The following is a 16,069-nucleotide window of genomic DNA, read 5'->3' on the forward strand; positions in this document are numbered from 1 at the left end:
CAGGGTGGGAGATGCTCGTGGCCTTCCTCGTGGGCGTCCTCGCGGGGGGCATCCACTTCGGCACGCTGCGCTCGCAGCGGGTGGACCTGCAGAAGAGCTTCCTCGCCGCGTTCCTGGGGACGCTGGTGGCGTTCGGGCTCACGTTCCTCCTGCCGCCCTTCAACGCCGTGCGGGCCCTGTTCGGCGGGATGGTGCTGCTGGTGCCCGCGATGGTGGTGACGCTGGGCTCGCTGGAGCTGGCCCTGGAGTCGGTGGAGGCGGGCCTGCCCCGGCTGATGTACGGCCTCTTGCGCTTCATGATGCTGGGCGTGGGCGTCGCGGCGGCGGGGACGCTCTGGGAGTTCTTCTGGCCGCTGCCGCCGCGCTTCGAGGCGCACGCGCTGCCGCCCCTGCTCACGTTCGTCCTGATGGCGGTGGGCGGCGTGGCGCTGTCGGTGTGCATGTCGGGGCGGCCCCGCGACCTGGCGGCCATCGTCGGCGGGGTGCTGCTCGCGTACGGGACGCAGGCGGCGGCGAAGTGGGTGCTCGGGGAGCGGGGCAGCCCGCTGGTGGCCGCGTTCGTGCTGGGCGTGGCGGGGCTGCTCTACGGCAGGGGGAAGGACCGGATGCCCATGACGGTCATCCTGCCGGGGCTGTTGCAGCTGGCGCCGGGCTTCATCGGCGCGGAGGCCCTCGTGGCGCTGCTCGGCATGGGAGGCGCGGAGGACGCCCGGCTGTTCAACGTGCTGCTGGTGGCGCTCCAGCTGGTGCTGGGGCTGGTGTTCGCCACGGTGGTGGTGCCGCGGCGCCTCTTCGTGGGGCGCGACTAGGGACGCACGATGCAGCGGAAGCCGATGTGGCTGGCGCCGCTGTCCACGGCCTGGGGCGAGCGCGCCGCGGGGCGGTAGCGGCGGCAGTAGTTGGGCGCGCACAGGTGGCTGCCGCCCTTGAGCACGCGGCGGGGAATGGCGATGGCGGGCGTGGACGGATCCTGGCTGCCCTGCGCGGTGGTGGGGCCGCGCGGGTTGACGGGGATGCAGCACGCCTTGCCCTTGTTGCCCTGGTGCCGCTCCTGGTACCAGTCGGTGGTCCATTCCCAGACGTTGCCGGCCATCTCGTGCAGGCCGTAGCCGTTGGGCGGGAAGGCGCCGACGGGGCAGGTGCCCTCGTGGCCGTCCTCGCGGAGGTTCTGCCACGGGAAGTAGCCCTGCCAGGTGTTGGCCAGGTGTTCGCCGTTCGGCGTGAGGTCATTGCCCCAGCAGAACTCGTTGCGGTCCAGGCCGCCGCGAGCGGCGCGCTCCCACTCGGCTTCCGTCGGGAGGACCTTGCCAGCCCACGTGGCATAGGCCTCCGCGTCCTCGAAGGCGATGTGGACGACGGGGTGGTCGCGGCGGTGTTTCAGGGACGAGCGGCGCCCTTCGGGGTGCTTCCAGCAGGCCTCGGGGACGTAGCCCCACCAGTTGGCCACGTTGCCCAGGTCCACGGGCCCCGGGGGCTTCTGGAAGACGAGCGAGCCGGGGACGAGGGACTCCGGCGTGGCGCCGGGATAGTCCGCGGGGTCGAGGGGCCGCTGGGCGACGGTGACGTAGCCGGTGGCTTCGACGAAGCGGGCGAACTGTTCGTTCGTCACGGTGAAGCGGTCCATCCAGAAGCCGGAGACGGTCACCTGATGCGCGGGGGCCTCCTCCGGATAGTGATGGTCGGAGCCCATCCAGTACGTGCCGCCGGGAATCCACACCATGTCCGGGAACGGAGCGCGGCCGGGGCGCGCGGCGGTGTCGGTGGTCTCTCCGCCGGACGTGGCGTCGCGGCTGTCGTTGCGGTGCATGGATGGATGTCCTCCACTGGAGAACATCCGGCCCGGCGCGAGGAATGACACTCGCACCGGGGGCCGGGGAGGGTGTCGGCTAGTGGTGGGATTGCTGGAATCGGTGGATGAACTGCTCCACTTCGTTCGCCAGGGACATGACCTGGTCGCCCACGCCGGGCTCCTCCTTCTGCTTCCGCGCCGCGGCGATCTTCTGTTTCACCTGCTCCTTGAGCGGCCCGATGCTCAGGCTGCCCGGAGCCTGGCTGGGCAGGAACTCGATGAGGCTCTCCGCGAACTGCTTCACCAGCATCTGCGCGGGGACGAAGGTGAACATGCGCTCGCCGTACCACTGGGTGTACAGGCCGGAGTGGGGCCCGGATTCGAACGGATCCGAGCGCAGGTTGATGAGGTAGGGCCACGCCGGGTTGAAGCGCTTGCCGCTGAACCACATGTCCGGGCCTTCGCCGTCCTGGTAGCTGAAGATGATCTTCCAGTCCTTGTAGCGGACCGCCGCCAGGTCGCCGCTGTCGAGCACGTAGATGAACTCGTTCCTGCGGCCCTCCTCCGTGCCGGCCAGAAGCCCCGTCTGGTCATACCCGTCCAGGTGGACCCGGAAGGTCTTGTTGCCCACCTTGAAGCCGCGCTTGCACTTGTCCACCAGGTCCCTGGGGCCGCCCGCGGCCGCCACCAGCGTGGGCATCCAGTCCTCGTGCGCGAAGATGTCGTTGATGACGCGCCCCGGCTCCACCACGCCGGGCCAGCGCACCACGCACGGCACGCGCACGCCGCCCTCCCACGTCGAGCCCTTCTCCCCGCGGAACGGGCTGTTGCCGCCGTCCGGCCAGCCCATCTTCTCCACGCCGTTGTCGGTGGAGAAGACGACCAGCGTGTTGTCCGCGATGCCCAGTTCATCCAGCTTGTCCAGGAGCACGCCGACGATGTCGTCCAGCTCCCGCATTGCGTCCGCGTAGAGGCCGTAGCCGGTGACGTTGCGGTACTTCTCCTGGAGGAAGGTCCAGACGTGCGTGCGCGTGGTGTTGTGCCAGAGGAAGAACGGCTTGCCGTCCTTCACGGCGCGCTCCATGAAGTCCAGGGTGCCCTCCAGGAACTCGCCGTCCACGGTCTCCATGCGCTTCTTGGTGAGCGGGCCGGTGTCCTCGATGCGCTGGTTGCCCACGAAGCCCCAGCGCGGGTCCTCGGTGACGTCCTTGCGCGCGGTGGCCCAGCTGTGGAGGACGCCGCGCGGCCCGAAGCGGGCCTTGAAGGACGGGTCCTTGGGGTAGTCCGGGCACTCCGGCTCGTTCTCCGCGTTGAGGTGGTAGAGGTTGCCGAAGAACTCGTCGAAGCCGTGGTTGGTGGGCAGGTAGGGATTGGAGTCGCCCAGGTGGTTCTTGCCGAACTGGCCGCAGGTGTAGCCCAGCGGCTTGAGCATCTCCGCGATGGTGGGGTCGGAGTCCTGCAGTCCGTACTTCGCGCCGGGCATGCCAATGGTGGTGAGCCCGGTGCGGAGCGGGTTCATGCCGGTGATGAACGCCGCGCGGCCCGCGGTGCAGCTCTGCTGGCCGTAGCAGTCGGTCATCATCGCGCCCTGCTTCGCGATGCGGTCGATGTTGGGCGTGCGGTAGCCCATCATCCCCTGGTTGTAGGCGCTGATGTTCCAGAACCCGATGTCATCTCCCCAGATGACCAGGATGTTGGGCTGCTGCTTCGCCTGCTTGCGGTGCCCGTTGCCCGAGGACTTCGCCTTGCTTGCCATGGAAACCTCCTGGGCACGAGGTGTCCACGGAAGTGGACGCGGGCCTCGTTCCGGAGGGCAGGTCCGGGGCTTCAGCGTGAGTCGCGTCCACCGATGGCGGGGAAGCGCTCGTAGGCCCGCCGGAGTGCTTCGATGTGCTCGGGGTTGCCGTAGTCGAGCGGGGCCTCCGTGAGCTGGACCACCCAGCCGCCAGAGGGAGTGCGCCGGGAGCGCGACAGCAGCTCCGAGTCGCGAGCAGCGTCCGGGAAACCGATGGCCTGAGCGGCGGCTTCGGACCAGTAGTTCAGCCACCCGAGGAAATGCGGAATCGCTGGTGAGCGAAGGTGCTCTGGCATTTCCAGCATGGGGAGTCCCCGGGGAGACACCTTCGGCGCATCAGCAGAGCGACGCAGTTGTTCCGAAATTTCCAAGCCGAAGGCGTCTTCTGACATATGCCCCCAATACGCGTGGGCGCGCTCCGCGATGGCCATCAGCAATGGCACCGCGTGCTCGATGATGCGCGCATCCAGAGGAAGACTCGCGTGGACGTCGAGCAGCGGCCGTGCGCCTGGGGCCTGGCTCGCTGGGGTTTCCAACCCACTCACCGTTATCGCGTAGCTCTCGTCACCGTTGCAGAGCATCGGGAACTTTCGACGTGTCGCCGCCTCGGCAAGCCATGCGTCACGCTGGGGCAGGGCGATGGGATGACCCTCCTTGGAGAGTCTCCAAGCCATGCTCAAGCCGGCGAGCGCCAGTTCCATTCCGCGGGCAACCGCGACCGAGCGGTTGTCGTCTTGCCCCATGGCAGGGGCATAGACCGTGAGGTGAAGCCGCGAGCGCGTCGTCATCGTTTACATCCAGTCACGACAATCTGAAGTGCGGGAGCCCGACGAACGAGCGCTGCTTTATGCTCTGGAGTGCTTACCCCGACAACGAAGTTGTATCCGCAGTCGTTCGCGATGGCGCGCTCGTTTCGCATTTCCTCCGCGTGATCGTCGGCGACCTGGTTCTGGAGGTAATCACTGTACGTGTCGAATCTGTCGGTCTTGATCTCCCACAGCACGGGTGCGCCGACCTGCAGCGCGTCGAAGTGCTTCCCATCCACGAGCACGTCCATGCCGGGATACCGGTTCGGCGGGATGAGATCCGCGCACGTGTTGTGGTCATCATCTCCGCCCAGGTGCGGCACCGGGATGGGCTCGCAGCGGGAGGGACGCTTGCGGTGCCTGGGCGGCAGCGGCGGGAACAGATCCTGCCCTGAAGGTTCCGGCTGCGGCTTTCGCTTCGCCATCGTCTCCCGAGGCGCTGTCCGCGTCCCGACCGTCGACGTTACCTCCTCCGGATACAGCTGGCGGAGCTCATAGGCATCCAGTTCCTCCTTGATGGCGATGCCGATCACCACCACGCCGACGACAATCACCGCGCCCACGGCGATTTCTGGCGCGGCCAGGACACAGACTCCCAGCCCCAGGGACGCTGCGTCCGCAGAAGCAACCGTGCACCGTCCCGAGCTGTCGTGAAACCGGACCCGGTCGGTATCCAGCGCTGGGAAGCACCGCTCCACCACCTCGCCCCAGGGGCGGGACGCCTCCCGGACGACGCACCGTCCCTCATCCGTCCAGGGCAGCTTCGCGGCCCTCTGAAGGTTGGCGATGCGCGCCGACCGAGTACTCGGAACCGGCGTTGATGAAGCGCAAGCCGAGAGAAGAAGCAGAAGCGTGACGGCGGCTCGACCCTGCATGGCCACGTTCTTTCGAGGAGGGACCCTCGAACACTACCAACCATGGCGCTCAATGCACGGGCCCCCGCGAGTCGTCATCGGACGGTGGATGCGGCAGGTTCCGCAGCAGCTCCCGCATGCGCGTGTCCGCGTCGTCCAACCGGACGAGCAGGTCCTCCTGCCGGTGGCGCTCCTCGCCGTGCAGCATCGCGCCCGCTTCGTCCACGCGCGAGCGCACCAGGTACAGGCCGTCCTGGATGAGGCGCCACTCCTGCCAGGCCTGGGACTCGTGATGCGCCATCCAGGCCTCCACGCCGGCCCTCACGTGCGGATGCACATGCTCCCTCCCCAGCTTCGCCATCACGCCCGTGCGCTCCAGCAGCCTCTGCGCCGGTGCGTGCACGCGCGCCAGTGACAACGTGATGCCCCGGTGCGACAGGTCCTCGTACAGGCCCGCCAGCATGTCCGCGCCCGGCACGTCCAGGTCGTCCGTCAGCTCCAGGTCCAGCAGCACCTCGCGCACCGGCACCTTCGCGTCGCGGACGTGCTTCAGCACCTCGTCCCGCAGCGACGTGGCGTTGGCGAAGAACACCCCTTCCTCCGGCCGGATGACGCACAGGCCGGGCAGGGTGATGGCCGAGGACTCGCGGTGCGTGGCCGCCAGGTCCAGCGTCCCCGGCACCCGCCCCAGCTCACTCACGCGCGGACGGCTGGCGCGGTACACGGTGAGGAACAGCGACAGGCCCACCGCGATGAGCAGCCCGGGCAGCACGTCGAAGGCCAGCACCGCCACCAGGGCCACCGCCGCGCCCAGGAAGTCCGCCCGGCGCAGGCGCGCCAGCCGCACCAGCTCCTTCACGTCCATCATCCCCAGGATGGCCACCACCACGATGGCCCCCAGCGTGGCTTCCGGCAGCGTGCGGAACAGGCCGGTGAGGAACAGCGCCACCAGCAGCGTCAGCCCCGCCGTCACCAGCGAGGACACCTCCGTCGTTGCCCCCGCCTGATCATTCGCGGCGGACTTGGACAGGCTGCACCCCATGCTGAAACCCCGGAACAGGCCTCCGCCCAGGTTCGCCGCGCCCAGGCCCACCAGCTCACGGTTGGGATCCACCTCGTACCCGTGCTTCGCGGCGAACATGCGCGCCGGACCAATGGCCTCCGCGAACGCCACCAGCGCGATACCGCAAGCACCCGGCAGCAGGTTCACCAGGTCGCCGAACGTCACGTCCGGAAGCTGGGGCGGCACCAGCCCCGCGGGGAGGTGCCCCACGATGGCCACCCCCTTCGCATCCAGGTGCGACAGCGACGAGAGTGCAATGCCCAGCACCAGCACCGCCAGCGCCGCCGGGATGCGCCGCGACACGCGCCCCAGGAGCAGCAGCGCCGCGATGCTCGCCGCCCCCACCATGAGCGTCAGCGCGTGCGTCTGTCCCAGGTGCGAGAGGATGAAGCCCAGCCGCTCGAAGAAGCCGCCCTTCGTGCCCTCGATGCCCAGGAGCTTGGGCACCTGCTTGATGGCGATGATGAGCGCCAGCCCGAACACGAAGCCGCTGAGCACGGACGAGGAGAAGAACTGCGCGGCCCGGCCCAGCTTCAGCACGCCCGCCAGCAGCGCCACCCCGCCCGCCATCAGCGCCAGCGCGGCCGTGAGCGCCACGAAGCGCGGCGTGCCCTGCTGCGCCAGCGCGCCCACCGTGGCGGCGGAGAGCACCGACACGCTGGCGGACACCGCGATGATGAGCTGCCGCGAGCTGCCGAACAGCGCGTACAGCGCCAGCGCCGCCGGGGTGGAGTACAGCGCCGCCTGCGGAGGAAGCCCGGCGAGCTGCGCGTACGCCATGCCCTCCGGGATGTGCAGCGCCGTCACCGTGAGCGCGCCCACCAGGTCCATCTTCAGCCGCGTCCGGTCGTAGCCCTTGAGCGAAGCCACGAAGGGACTGACGCGGGTGAGCCAGGGTGTCCCCATGCGCACGAGGTGGCCACCCGGCCTGACACGGGCATCGTCCCGGGGGCAGGGGCGTCCAGGCGGCCGCGGCGCTCCGGCGACCTGCGTCATGCATGACGCTGGTCATGCGCACGGCCATGACGCGAGGCTGCCCGGCATGATCACTGTCAGCGCTTTCAAGTGGGTGCCGCCGTTCGCGCAGGGCGTCGTTCGAGACCTCCGGGTGAGGTGGGCGCTGGAGGAGGCCGGCCTGCCGTACGAGGCGAGGCTCATCGACCCGCAGGTGCAGAAGTCCCCGGACTACCGCGCACAGCAGCCCTTCGGGCAGGTGCCGGTCTTCCAGGAGGACGGCCTGACGCTCTTCGAGTCAGGCGCCATCGTGGTCCACATCGCGGCGAGGAGCGAGGTGCTCTTCCCCCGGGATGAAGCAGGCCGCGCTCGCGCGCTGACGTGGGTGTTCGCGGCGCTGAACTCGCTGGAGATTTACGTGCAGCAGCTGGCGGAGATCGACCTGTTCGTGCCGGATGCGCAGTGGGCGAAGCTCCACCGGCCCGAAGTGGAGGCGCGCATCCACCACCGCCTGGGAGAGCTGGCCACCTGGCTGGGAGACCGCCCCTACCTGGAGGACCGCTTCACCGCGGGCGACCTGATGATGACCACGGTGCTGCGCATCCTGCGGCACACCGACGTGCTCGACGCGCATCCCACGCTCAAGGCCTACAAGGAACGCTGTGAGGCGCGGCCCGCCTTCCAGCGCGCGCTGGCGGCGCAGATGGCGGCCTTCCAGCAGCACGAGTCCTGAGGGCTGGACGCGCTTTGCAGGTTTAACATGTCAGACCGGCATTCTAGGGTGCAGGGCCGGCGGAGGAACCGGGCAGTGGGCCCGGTGGCTCCGTCCGGGACGTCCCCTTCCACACCGAGAGAACCGGATGACCACTTCGCGTTTCGCATCCCGCCTGACGGGCGCGCTCGTCGGGCTCACGCTGTGCACCACCGCCTTCGCCGCTCCCCAGGAGCCGCAGCCCCGTGTCGCCGCCGACAAGCGGCTCCAGAAGCCGCTGCCGTCCGGCACGCCGGTGGAGCGGCTGGTGGTGAAGTTCCACGAGGGCAGCCGCGTGCGCCTGCGCGGCCAGGCCCTGCGCGCGCTCGCGTCGGAGCGCTCCGGGTCCGAGCAGTCGCTGCTCGCCCGGCAGGGGCTCTCCGACGCGCGGTTGGCCGATGACGTGAAGGCCGCGCAGGCCCTGCTGGAGCGCGCGCCCCGCGCCGCCGCGCTCCGCCGGCTCTTCACGGAGGATGAGGCCACGCTGGCCCTGCGAAAGGCCCTGGGCGAGTCGCAGGGTGGCCGCCAGCTGGCGGACCTCGACCTCTACTACGCGGTGCCGCTCGTGCCCGGCACCACCGCCGAGCGCGTGGCGGAGCTCGTCGCTTCGCTCAACGCGCTGGAGAGCGTGGAGATCGCCTACGCGGAACCTCCCGCCGAACCGGCGATGGTGAACTTCGGCATGGAGCCCGTGCTGCGAAGCCTGCTGGCCGCCGCGGACATCGCGCCCACGACGCCGCTGTACGAGGGCAACCAGGGCTACCTCAACGCGGCCCCCAGCGGCGTGGACGCGCGCTATGCCTGGGGCGTCGCCGGTGGCAACGGCGCGGGCATCCGCTTCGTGGACATCGAAGGCGGCTGGCGCACCACCCACGAGGACATGCCGGGCCTCTTCACCCAGCTGGGCGCGCAGTACAACGACCTGGGCTGGCGCAACCACGGCACCGCGGTGCTGGGGGAAATCGTGGGCACCGCCAACGGCTACGGCGTGACGGGCATCGCGCACGGCGCGACGGCGGGCGTGTCCGCGGCCTCGCAGGGCACCGCCGCCGCCATCGCCAACGCGGCGGCGGCCGTGGGACGTGGCGGCGTCATCCTCATCGAACTGCACGCGCAGGGCCCGGCGGACAGCACGCCGTGTACCTGCAACCAGAGCCAGTGCAACTACATCGCGATGGAGTACTGGCAGGCCAACTACGATGCCATCGCCACGGCCACCGCCAACGGCGTCACCGTGGTGGAGGCGGCGGGCAACGGCAGCGCCAACCTGGATGAGGCCGCGTACGGCGGGGTCTTCAACCGCGGCGTGCGGGACTCGGGCGCCATCATCGTGGGCGCGAGCACGGCCACCACGCGCGTGCCCATGTGCTGGACGAACTTCGGCTCGCGCGTGGACGTGCACGGCTGGGGTGAGAGCGTGGCGTCCATGGGCTACGGCGACCTGTTCGGCTCCGCCTATGGCGAGGACCAGTACTACACGGGCACCTTCAGCGGCACCTCCAGCGCTTCGCCCATCGTCACCGGCGCGGCGCTGAGCCTCCAGGGCGTGGCGCGTGCGCGTGGCACGGGCGCGCTCGACCCGCGCTACGTCCGCGGCCTGCTGGCCTCCACCGGCACCGCGCAGGCGGCGGATGCACGCAACATCGGCCGGCTGCCCAACCTGCGCCAGGCCCTCCAGACGATGCCGGACATCGCCTGGTCCTCGGCGGGTCCCATGGCCGGCCGGTTCTGCACCCAGGTGCACGAGGGGGCGGATCCGGACACCTGGAACGACAACTACCTGTGCTCCACGGTGAACCACGGCTTCGCGTGGAGCAGCGCGGGCCCCATCGCCGGCATGCGCTGCACGCAGGTCTACGAGGACGCGGAGCCCGCCTCCCACACGTGGAACGACAACTACCTCTGCGTGCCCACCACCAGCCCGCTGCAGCTGTCGTGGTCGCAGTCCGGCCCCATCGCCGGCAAGCTGTGCACGCTCATCCACGAGGGCTCGGACCCCCACGCCTGGAACGACAACTACCTCTGCTACTGAAGGGCAGGCAGCCGCGGGGCCTCCCGCAGGCCCCCTGGCCGCGCGTGGCTTCGCGCCAGGGAGGGTGGCCATGTCCTCCGCTCTCCAGACCCGTCCCCGGAGTGAGCTTGCCTCCGGGCGCTTCGGCCAGACCCGCTACATGATCCGCCGGAAGTTCTTCAAGCTGTTCGGCGGCGCGTTCCACATCTACGACGAGGCGGGCAACGTCGCCTTCTACTCGAGGGAGCGGGGGGGCGCGCTGCGCCGCAAGGCCCTGAGCTCCATCCTGCGCGACACCTGGCTCATCCTGGACGTGGACGGCAACGAGGTGGGCAAGGTGGAGGAGGACAGCATGCTGCTGGCGCTCGTGCGGCGCTTCCTCACCAACCTCCTGCCGCAGACCTTCACCGGCACGCTGGGTGGCGAGCAGGTGCTCAGCTTCCGGCAGCACTTCAACCCGTTCATCCAGAAGATTGATCTGGACTTCTCCATGGACACGCAGCGCCGGCTGGACCGGCGCCTGGGCATCGCCGCGGCGGTGCTCCTGTGCGCGATTGAAGGCCGTCAGTCCGGCGGGTAGCGCCGCCGGGGCCGGAGCCTCGCGGAGCGCAGGCCACTGCGAGTCCACGTGGTGTCAGCAAGGTGGCCTGGGCCCGTCCAGAACCTGGAGCAGGCCCTGGAGGCCACACGCCGGAGGTGACTTGAAGGCATCCGTCATCATCGTGGGACTGCTGCTCGGGGCCTGCGCCACGGCAAAGCGGCCGGAGTCGGTCGTGAAGACCGACCTCCTGGGCTCGCGCACCTGCCTCACCGATACGAGCGAGACCTGGCCCGACCTGCTGCCTCGCGGTGCCCTCGCCATGGAGCTGGGGCCACAGCTGGACATGAGTCACCGCACCCAGGAATCACAGGACCTTCAGCAGTGCTGGTACTCGTACAAGTTCCTGTTGATGAAGGAGGAGTCCCTGCTCCCGCTGCCTCCGGACAGCGAGGTCTGAGCCCGACGGACGCGCACGGGACTTCTACAAGCTGGGCGCGTTCCTGCTGGAGCTGTCTGGCATTCCCATGGCTGGGGACGCGCTGTACTGAGCGGCCTTCAGCGCACGCTGGCCCAGTACGGCTTGAGCGCTTCACGGCTCGTCGCCAGCGCCGCCCTCGCGTCCGCGTTCACGGTGCCGGGCGCGAAGCTGTCATCTCTTCCCGCCAGCACCTCGATGCACGCGTGCGCGGAGTTCGACAGCCCCTCCAGCGAATAGCCCCCCTCCAGCACCAGCACCAGCTTCCCGCCGGAGACCTCCTCCGCCAGCTTGCGCACGGCCGTGCACATCGCCGCGAAGCCGCGCTCGGTGACGTCCATGCCGCCAATCGGATCCGCGCGGTGCGGGTCGAACCCCGCGGACACCAGCATCAGGTCCGGCCGGTACGCCTGCGCCACCGGGAGCAGCAGCTCCTCGAAGATCATCCCGTAGTCCGCGTCCGTGTTGCCGCCCGGCAGGCCGCAGTTCACCGTGAAGCCCTGGCCCTCGCCGCGCCCCACCTCCGGCGCCGCGCCGCTGCCCGGGTAGTAGGGGAACTGGTGCACGGACTGGTAGAGCACGTCCCTGCGCCCGAAGAACGCCGCCTGCGTGCCGTTGCCGTGGTGCACGTCCCAGTCCAGCACCAGCACGCGCTCGGCGCCCAGCCTCCGCCCGGCCTCCGCCGCGATGGCGACGTTGTTGTAGAGGCAGAAGCCCATCGCCCGGTCCGGCTCCGCGTGATGGCCCGGCGGACGCACCAGCGCGAACGCGTTGCGCGCGTGCCCCGCCATCACCTGCTCCACGGCCTGCACCGCCGCGCCCGCCGCCAGCCGCGCCGCGTCCAGGCTGTCCGGCGACACCGCCGTGTCCTCGTCGATGCGCTCGAAGCGGCCGCCCAGCTTCTCCATCGCTTCCAGGTGCGCCGGGGTGTGCACCGCGAGGATCTCCGCGTCCGTGGCGGAGCGGGGCTGGGCCATCACCGTGCCCGCCACCGGGTTTCGCGCGAGCATCTGGAGGATGCGCCGCAGCCGGGCGGGCGACTCGGGGTGGCCCTCGCCGGCGTCGTGCTGGAGGAACAGCGGGTCGGTGAGCAGCAGCGTCGCGGTCATCCCCTGGACCTTACGCATCCTGCCCCCGGGAACCCAGCGTCCGGCCCTGACAGGCGGGTTAGTCCGTTCCTTGCCCTGGACGGGCCACCCTCCCTACAGTGCGCGGGCCTTGCCACGTCGCCTCAAGAAACCCGGTCTCCGGGGCATCCTCCTGGGTTCGTTCGGTCTCGCGCTGGCCGTCATCCTGGGGACGCTCTACTTCGTCGTTCCCCGCCAGGTGGGCAACCACCTGAGGGAGCGCATGGCGCTGCACGCCCAGAACAAGGCCGAGGAGGTGGCCGAACTGGTCAAACGCCAGGCGGGCACCCAGCCGGTCCCCAACCTGGAGGAGCTGATCCGGGACGACGACTTCAGCGTCGTGGCGGTGCTGGACGCCCAGGGCGTGCCCCGCGCCACCTCGCCGGCGACGGCGCCCGCGTGGTTCACCCAGGGCCTGGAGAAGCGCCTCCAGCAGCGCCCGCTCCCGTCGCTGGAGCAGACGGACTTCGAGAACGACAGCTGGGCGGTGACCCGGCCGGTGACGCTGGCGGGCGGCGTGCCCGGCGAGGTCGTCGTGGTGGTGGACGGGGCGCGGCTGGAGGGCGTGCTCACGGCGCTGCGCCACACGGTGCTGCTGGCCTTCCTCGTGGGCCTGGTGCTCTTCCTCCTGACGGCGTTCCTCATCTCGCGCGCGTTCATCCTCCACCCGCTGGACGCCATGATGTCCATGGCGCGCAAGCTGGCCGAGGCCGACCTCACCGGCCGCGCGGAGGTGCGCAACAACCGGGACGAGCTGGGCCAGCTGGCGGAGGCCCTCAACCGCATGGCCCAGTCCTGGCGCGACACGCTGGGCCGCGTGCGCGGCGTGTCCGACGTGGTGGCCGGCGTCATCGAGCAGATCCACCGCACCGGCACCACCGTGTCCTCCGGCGCGGGCACCGTGCAGTCGCGCGTGGAGGAGACGTCCTCCTCCATGGTGGAGATGATGGCCTCCTTGCGCGGCATCGCGGAGAACGTGGAGGTCCTCTACCAGAGCGCGGAGGAGAGCAGCTCCTCCATCATGGAGATGGCCGCCACCAACGACGAGGTGGCGGAGAACGTCCAGGCCATGGCCGCCAGCGTGGAGGAGACCACCAGCGCCATCGAGCAGATGACCTACTCCATCAAGGAGGTCGCCAAGAACATCGAGGACCTGTCGGCGTCCACGGAGGACACCTCCTCCGCCATCAGCCAGATGGACGCCGCCATCGGCCAGGTGGACGCCAACGCCAACGAGACGGCCCGCCTGTCCGAGCAGGTCTTCGAGGACGCGCAGACCGGCGTGGAGGCCCTGCGCAAGACGCTCTCCGGCATCGACCGCATCAAGGACACCAGCCGCACCGCCGCGGGCGTCATCGACAGCCTGGGCCGGCGCATCAGCGAGATTGGCAACATCCTCAACGTCATCGACGACGTGGCGGAGCAGACGAACCTCCTGGCCCTCAACGCCGCCATCATCGCCGCGCAGGCCGGCGAGCACGGCAAGGGCTTCGCCGTGGTGGCCGAGGAGATCAAGGACCTGGCCGAGCGCACCGGCGCGTCCACCAAGGAGATCGCCGAGCTCATCCGCGGCGTGCAGGAGGAGAGCCGCAACGCCGTGGTGGTGATGAACCAGGGCGTCAAGAGCGTGGAGGAGGGCGTGCAGCTGGGCCGCGAGGCGGAAGGCGCCCTCAGGAAGATCAACGACAGCACCCAGAAGTCCACGCAGATGGTGAAGGCCATTGCCCGCGCCACCGTGGAGCAGGCGCGCGGCAGCAAGCAGGTGACGGCCGCCATCCACCGCATCTCCGCCACCGTGTCGATGATCTCCCAGGCCTCCAACGAGCAGGCCCGGGGCGGCGAGCAGATCATGAAGAGCGCGGAGCGGATGAAGACGCTCACCCAGCACGTGCAGCGCTCCAGCCAGGAGCAGGCGCACGGCAGCAAGCAGATCACCCGCTCCATCGAAAGCATCAACGAGATGGTCACCCACCTGAACCGCGCCCAGAAGGAGCAGACCAAGGGCAGCGAGCAGGTGCTCAAGGCCGTGGAGACCATCAAGGGCGTGTCCGAGCACCAGACGCGCTCGGTGCGCCAGCTGGAGGAGGCCATCGACAACCTCACGCGCCAGGCCGAAATCCTGCGCGCCGAGGTGCGCCGCTTCCGCGTCTGACGCCCCCGGCCGTTTCCCCAAGGCATCCATGCCCGAGTCGCCCGAGTCCGCCTCCCCCCGTCCCGTGTCCGAGCGCGCCGTGGTGCTGCTCATCGGCGCGGTGCAGTTCGTCAACATCCTCGACTTCGTGATGGTGATGCCGCTGGGCCCGGACTTCGCGAAGGGCCTGGGCATCGAGTCCTCGCACATCGGGACCATTGGCGGCAGCTACACGGCCGCCGCGAGCGTGGCGGGCCTCCTGGGGGGCTACTTCCTGGACCGCTTCGACCGGCGCAAGGCGCTGGCCGTGTGCATGCTGGGGCTCGTCGCGGCCACCGCGGCGGGGGGCCTGGCGCTGGGGCTGTCCACGCTGCTGCTCGCGCGGGTGTGCGCGGGTATCTTCGGCGGGCCGGCGACGGCGCTGTCGCTGTCCATCATCGCGGACCTCATCCCGGTGGAGCGCCGGGGCCGGGCGCTGGGCGCGGTGATGGCGTCCTTCTCCGTGGCGTCCGTGCTGGGCGTGCCCCTGGCCTTGAAGGTCGCGGAGCTGGGCAGCTGGCGGACGCCCTTCTTCGTGGTGGCGGCGCTGGGGCTGGTGCTGGTGCTGGCCGCGCTCTGGCTCCTGCCGCCCGTGCGCGGGCACCTGAAGCCGGGGGGCAGCGCGGCCCGGGCCCCGGGCGTGGCGCAGCTGTTGGGCAACACCGATGTCCAGCTGTCCTACCTGATGACGGCGCTGGTGATGATGAGCGGCTTCATCGTCATCCCCAACATCTCCGCCTACCTCCAGCAGAACCTGGGCTACCCGCGAGAGAACCTGTGGATCATCTACGCCGCGGGCGGCGTGGTGAGCTTCTTCACGCTGCGGCTGACGGGGCCGCTGGTGGACCGCCTGGGCTCCTTCCGCGTGGGCACGGTGGGCGTGGTGCTGGCGGCCATCACCACGTACGTGGGCTTCATCCATTACCCGGCGTGGATGCCCATCCCCGTGCTCTTCATGGCCTTCATGCTGGCCATGGGCGTGCGCAACGTGGCGTACAACACGCTGACCTCGCGCGTGCCGGACAACCCGGTGCGCGCGCGCTTCATGTCGCTGCAATCCGCCACCCAGCACATGGCCTCCGCGCTGGGGGCCTTCCTGTCGTCGCGCCTGCTGGTGGACCTGCCGGACGGGACGCTGGGCGGCGTGGACACCATCGCCTGGGTGTCCATCGGGCTGGCGGTGGGCGTGCCCTTCATGTTGCGGGTGGTGGAGGGGCGGGTGCGCTCACGTGAGCAGGCCCGGGCCCTGGCGGTGCCCCCCGCCCAGGGGATGGCCGCGCCCCTCTCTCCAGAGGCGCATCCCCAAGGCTGATTGGGGCAATGTGCCCCAGTGGCCCGGCCGCCCGCCTCCCCGGCACGTGGCCGGACGAACGCTGGAAGGTCACTGATGGTTGCGCGGGGCCGTCAGGGGGCGCGATAACCCCGGGACATTCCCTCCAAGGGGAAGCGAAGACCCATGTTCAACATCGGCGCAGGCGAAATGGTGTTCATCCTGGTGGCCGCGCTGATCGTGCTCGGCCCCCAGCGGCTGCCTGAGCTGGCGCGGGCCATCGGCAAGTTCATGCGCGAGTTCCGCCGGCAGACGGATGACGTCCGCAACGTGGTGGAGCGCGAGTTCTACGCCATGGACCAGGACTTCAACGCGGAGCCCCCGCCGCGTCCGGGCACGCGCGTGCCCGGACGCGGCGGGGGCTCCGCGTTGAAGTCCTGGTCCATGGCGTAGAACTCGCGCT

13 protein-coding genes and 1 pseudogene are annotated in these 16,069 nt (G+C 70.0%); 8 read left to right on the forward strand and 6 right to left on the reverse strand.

Features of this window, described 5'->3' with window-relative positions; genetic code table 11:
• A partial coding sequence (locus tag D7X96_RS35635; RefSeq protein ID WP_147468483.1) for a threonine/serine exporter family protein occupies window positions 1-809 on the forward strand: 809 nt, incomplete at its 5' end.
• Here the strand turns inward: D7X96_RS35635 and D7X96_RS35640 are convergent.
• The 5 genes from D7X96_RS35640 to D7X96_RS35660 all read right to left on the reverse strand — a co-directional run bounded on the left by D7X96_RS35640 (window position 806) and on the right by D7X96_RS35660 (window position 7,213).
• On the reverse strand, window positions 806-1,807 hold the full coding sequence (locus D7X96_RS35640) for a formylglycine-generating enzyme family protein (RefSeq protein ID WP_121771744.1): 1,002 nt from the start codon (window positions 1,805-1,807) through the stop codon (window positions 806-808). The two genes, D7X96_RS35635 and D7X96_RS35640, sit on opposite strands and share 4 nt — an antisense overlap.
• A gap of 79 nt (window positions 1,808-1,886) precedes the next feature.
• A complete protein-coding gene (locus tag D7X96_RS35645; RefSeq protein ID WP_121771745.1) occupies window positions 1,887-3,545 on the reverse strand; it encodes an arylsulfatase in 1,659 nt (552 codons plus the stop codon).
• A gap of 71 nt (window positions 3,546-3,616) precedes the next feature.
• Window positions 3,617-4,372 carry a DUF5953 family protein gene (locus D7X96_RS35650; protein WP_120549314.1) on the reverse strand — a complete coding sequence of 252 codons (756 nt, stop codon included), beginning with the start codon at window positions 4,370-4,372 and terminating at the stop codon, window positions 3,617-3,619.
• Window positions 4,369-4,953: a DUF6310 domain-containing protein gene (locus tag D7X96_RS35655; protein ID WP_306449850.1), complete on the reverse strand. Its 585-nt coding sequence runs from the start codon at window positions 4,951-4,953 to the stop codon at window positions 4,369-4,371. Before D7X96_RS35655 ends, D7X96_RS35650 begins: the two co-directional genes overlap by 4 nt.
• A 361-nt stretch (window positions 4,954-5,314) precedes the next feature.
• Window positions 5,315-7,213 (reverse strand): SulP family inorganic anion transporter, encoded by a 1,899-nt coding sequence (locus D7X96_RS35660; RefSeq protein WP_121771746.1) that lies wholly within the window; start codon window positions 7,211-7,213, stop codon window positions 5,315-5,317.
• Between the two features lie 136 nt (window positions 7,214-7,349).
• Here D7X96_RS35660 and D7X96_RS35665 point away from each other — a divergent pair, with 136 nt between their 5' ends.
• The 4 genes from D7X96_RS35665 (at window position 7,350) to D7X96_RS35680 (ending at window position 11,021) form a co-directional block, all read left to right on the forward strand.
• Complete coding sequence (locus D7X96_RS35665) at window positions 7,350-7,994, forward strand: glutathione S-transferase family protein (RefSeq protein ID WP_121771747.1); 645 nt, start codon at window positions 7,350-7,352, stop codon at window positions 7,992-7,994.
• 127 nt (window positions 7,995-8,121) lie between these two features.
• Window positions 8,122-10,044, forward strand: a complete 1,923-nt coding sequence (locus D7X96_RS35670) for a S8 family peptidase (protein WP_120549311.1) — start codon at window positions 8,122-8,124, stop codon at window positions 10,042-10,044.
• A 70-nt stretch (window positions 10,045-10,114) separates the two neighbouring features.
• Window positions 10,115-10,603: an LURP-one-related/scramblase family protein gene (locus D7X96_RS35675; protein ID WP_121771748.1), complete on the forward strand. Its 489-nt coding sequence runs from the start codon at window positions 10,115-10,117 to the stop codon at window positions 10,601-10,603.
• A 121-nt stretch (window positions 10,604-10,724) separates the two neighbouring features.
• Window positions 10,725-11,021: a hypothetical protein gene (locus tag D7X96_RS35680; protein ID WP_121771749.1), complete on the forward strand. Its 297-nt coding sequence runs from the start codon at window positions 10,725-10,727 to the stop codon at window positions 11,019-11,021.
• Window positions 11,022-11,119: 98 nt separating this feature from the next.
• On the opposite strand, the gene D7X96_RS35685 is transcribed toward D7X96_RS35680, so the two are convergent.
• Window positions 11,120-12,166: a histone deacetylase family protein gene (locus D7X96_RS35685; protein ID WP_121771750.1), complete on the reverse strand. Its 1,047-nt coding sequence runs from the start codon at window positions 12,164-12,166 to the stop codon at window positions 11,120-11,122.
• 91 nt (window positions 12,167-12,257) lie between these two features.
• Between D7X96_RS35685 and D7X96_RS35690 the strand changes: the two genes are divergently transcribed.
• The 3 genes and pseudogenes from D7X96_RS35690 to tatB all read left to right on the forward strand — a co-directional run.
• Window positions 12,258-14,318: a methyl-accepting chemotaxis protein gene (locus D7X96_RS35690; RefSeq protein WP_120549307.1), complete on the forward strand. Its 2,061-nt coding sequence runs from the start codon at window positions 12,258-12,260 to the stop codon at window positions 14,316-14,318.
• A gap of 28 nt (window positions 14,319-14,346) precedes the next feature.
• On the forward strand, window positions 14,347-15,648 hold the full coding sequence (locus tag D7X96_RS35695) for an MFS transporter (protein ID WP_120549306.1): 1,302 nt from the start codon (window positions 14,347-14,349) through the stop codon (window positions 15,646-15,648).
• 144 nt (window positions 15,649-15,792) lie between these two features.
• A pseudogene (tatB, locus tag D7X96_RS35700) lies at window positions 15,793-16,008 on the forward strand (Sec-independent protein translocase protein TatB); the annotation flags it as partial.
• Window positions 16,009-16,069: the final 61 nt, after the last annotated feature.

It is taken from the genome of Corallococcus interemptor (assembly GCF_003668875.1).
In the GTDB taxonomy this organism is placed as follows: domain Bacteria; phylum Myxococcota; class Myxococcia; order Myxococcales; family Myxococcaceae; genus Corallococcus; species Corallococcus interemptor.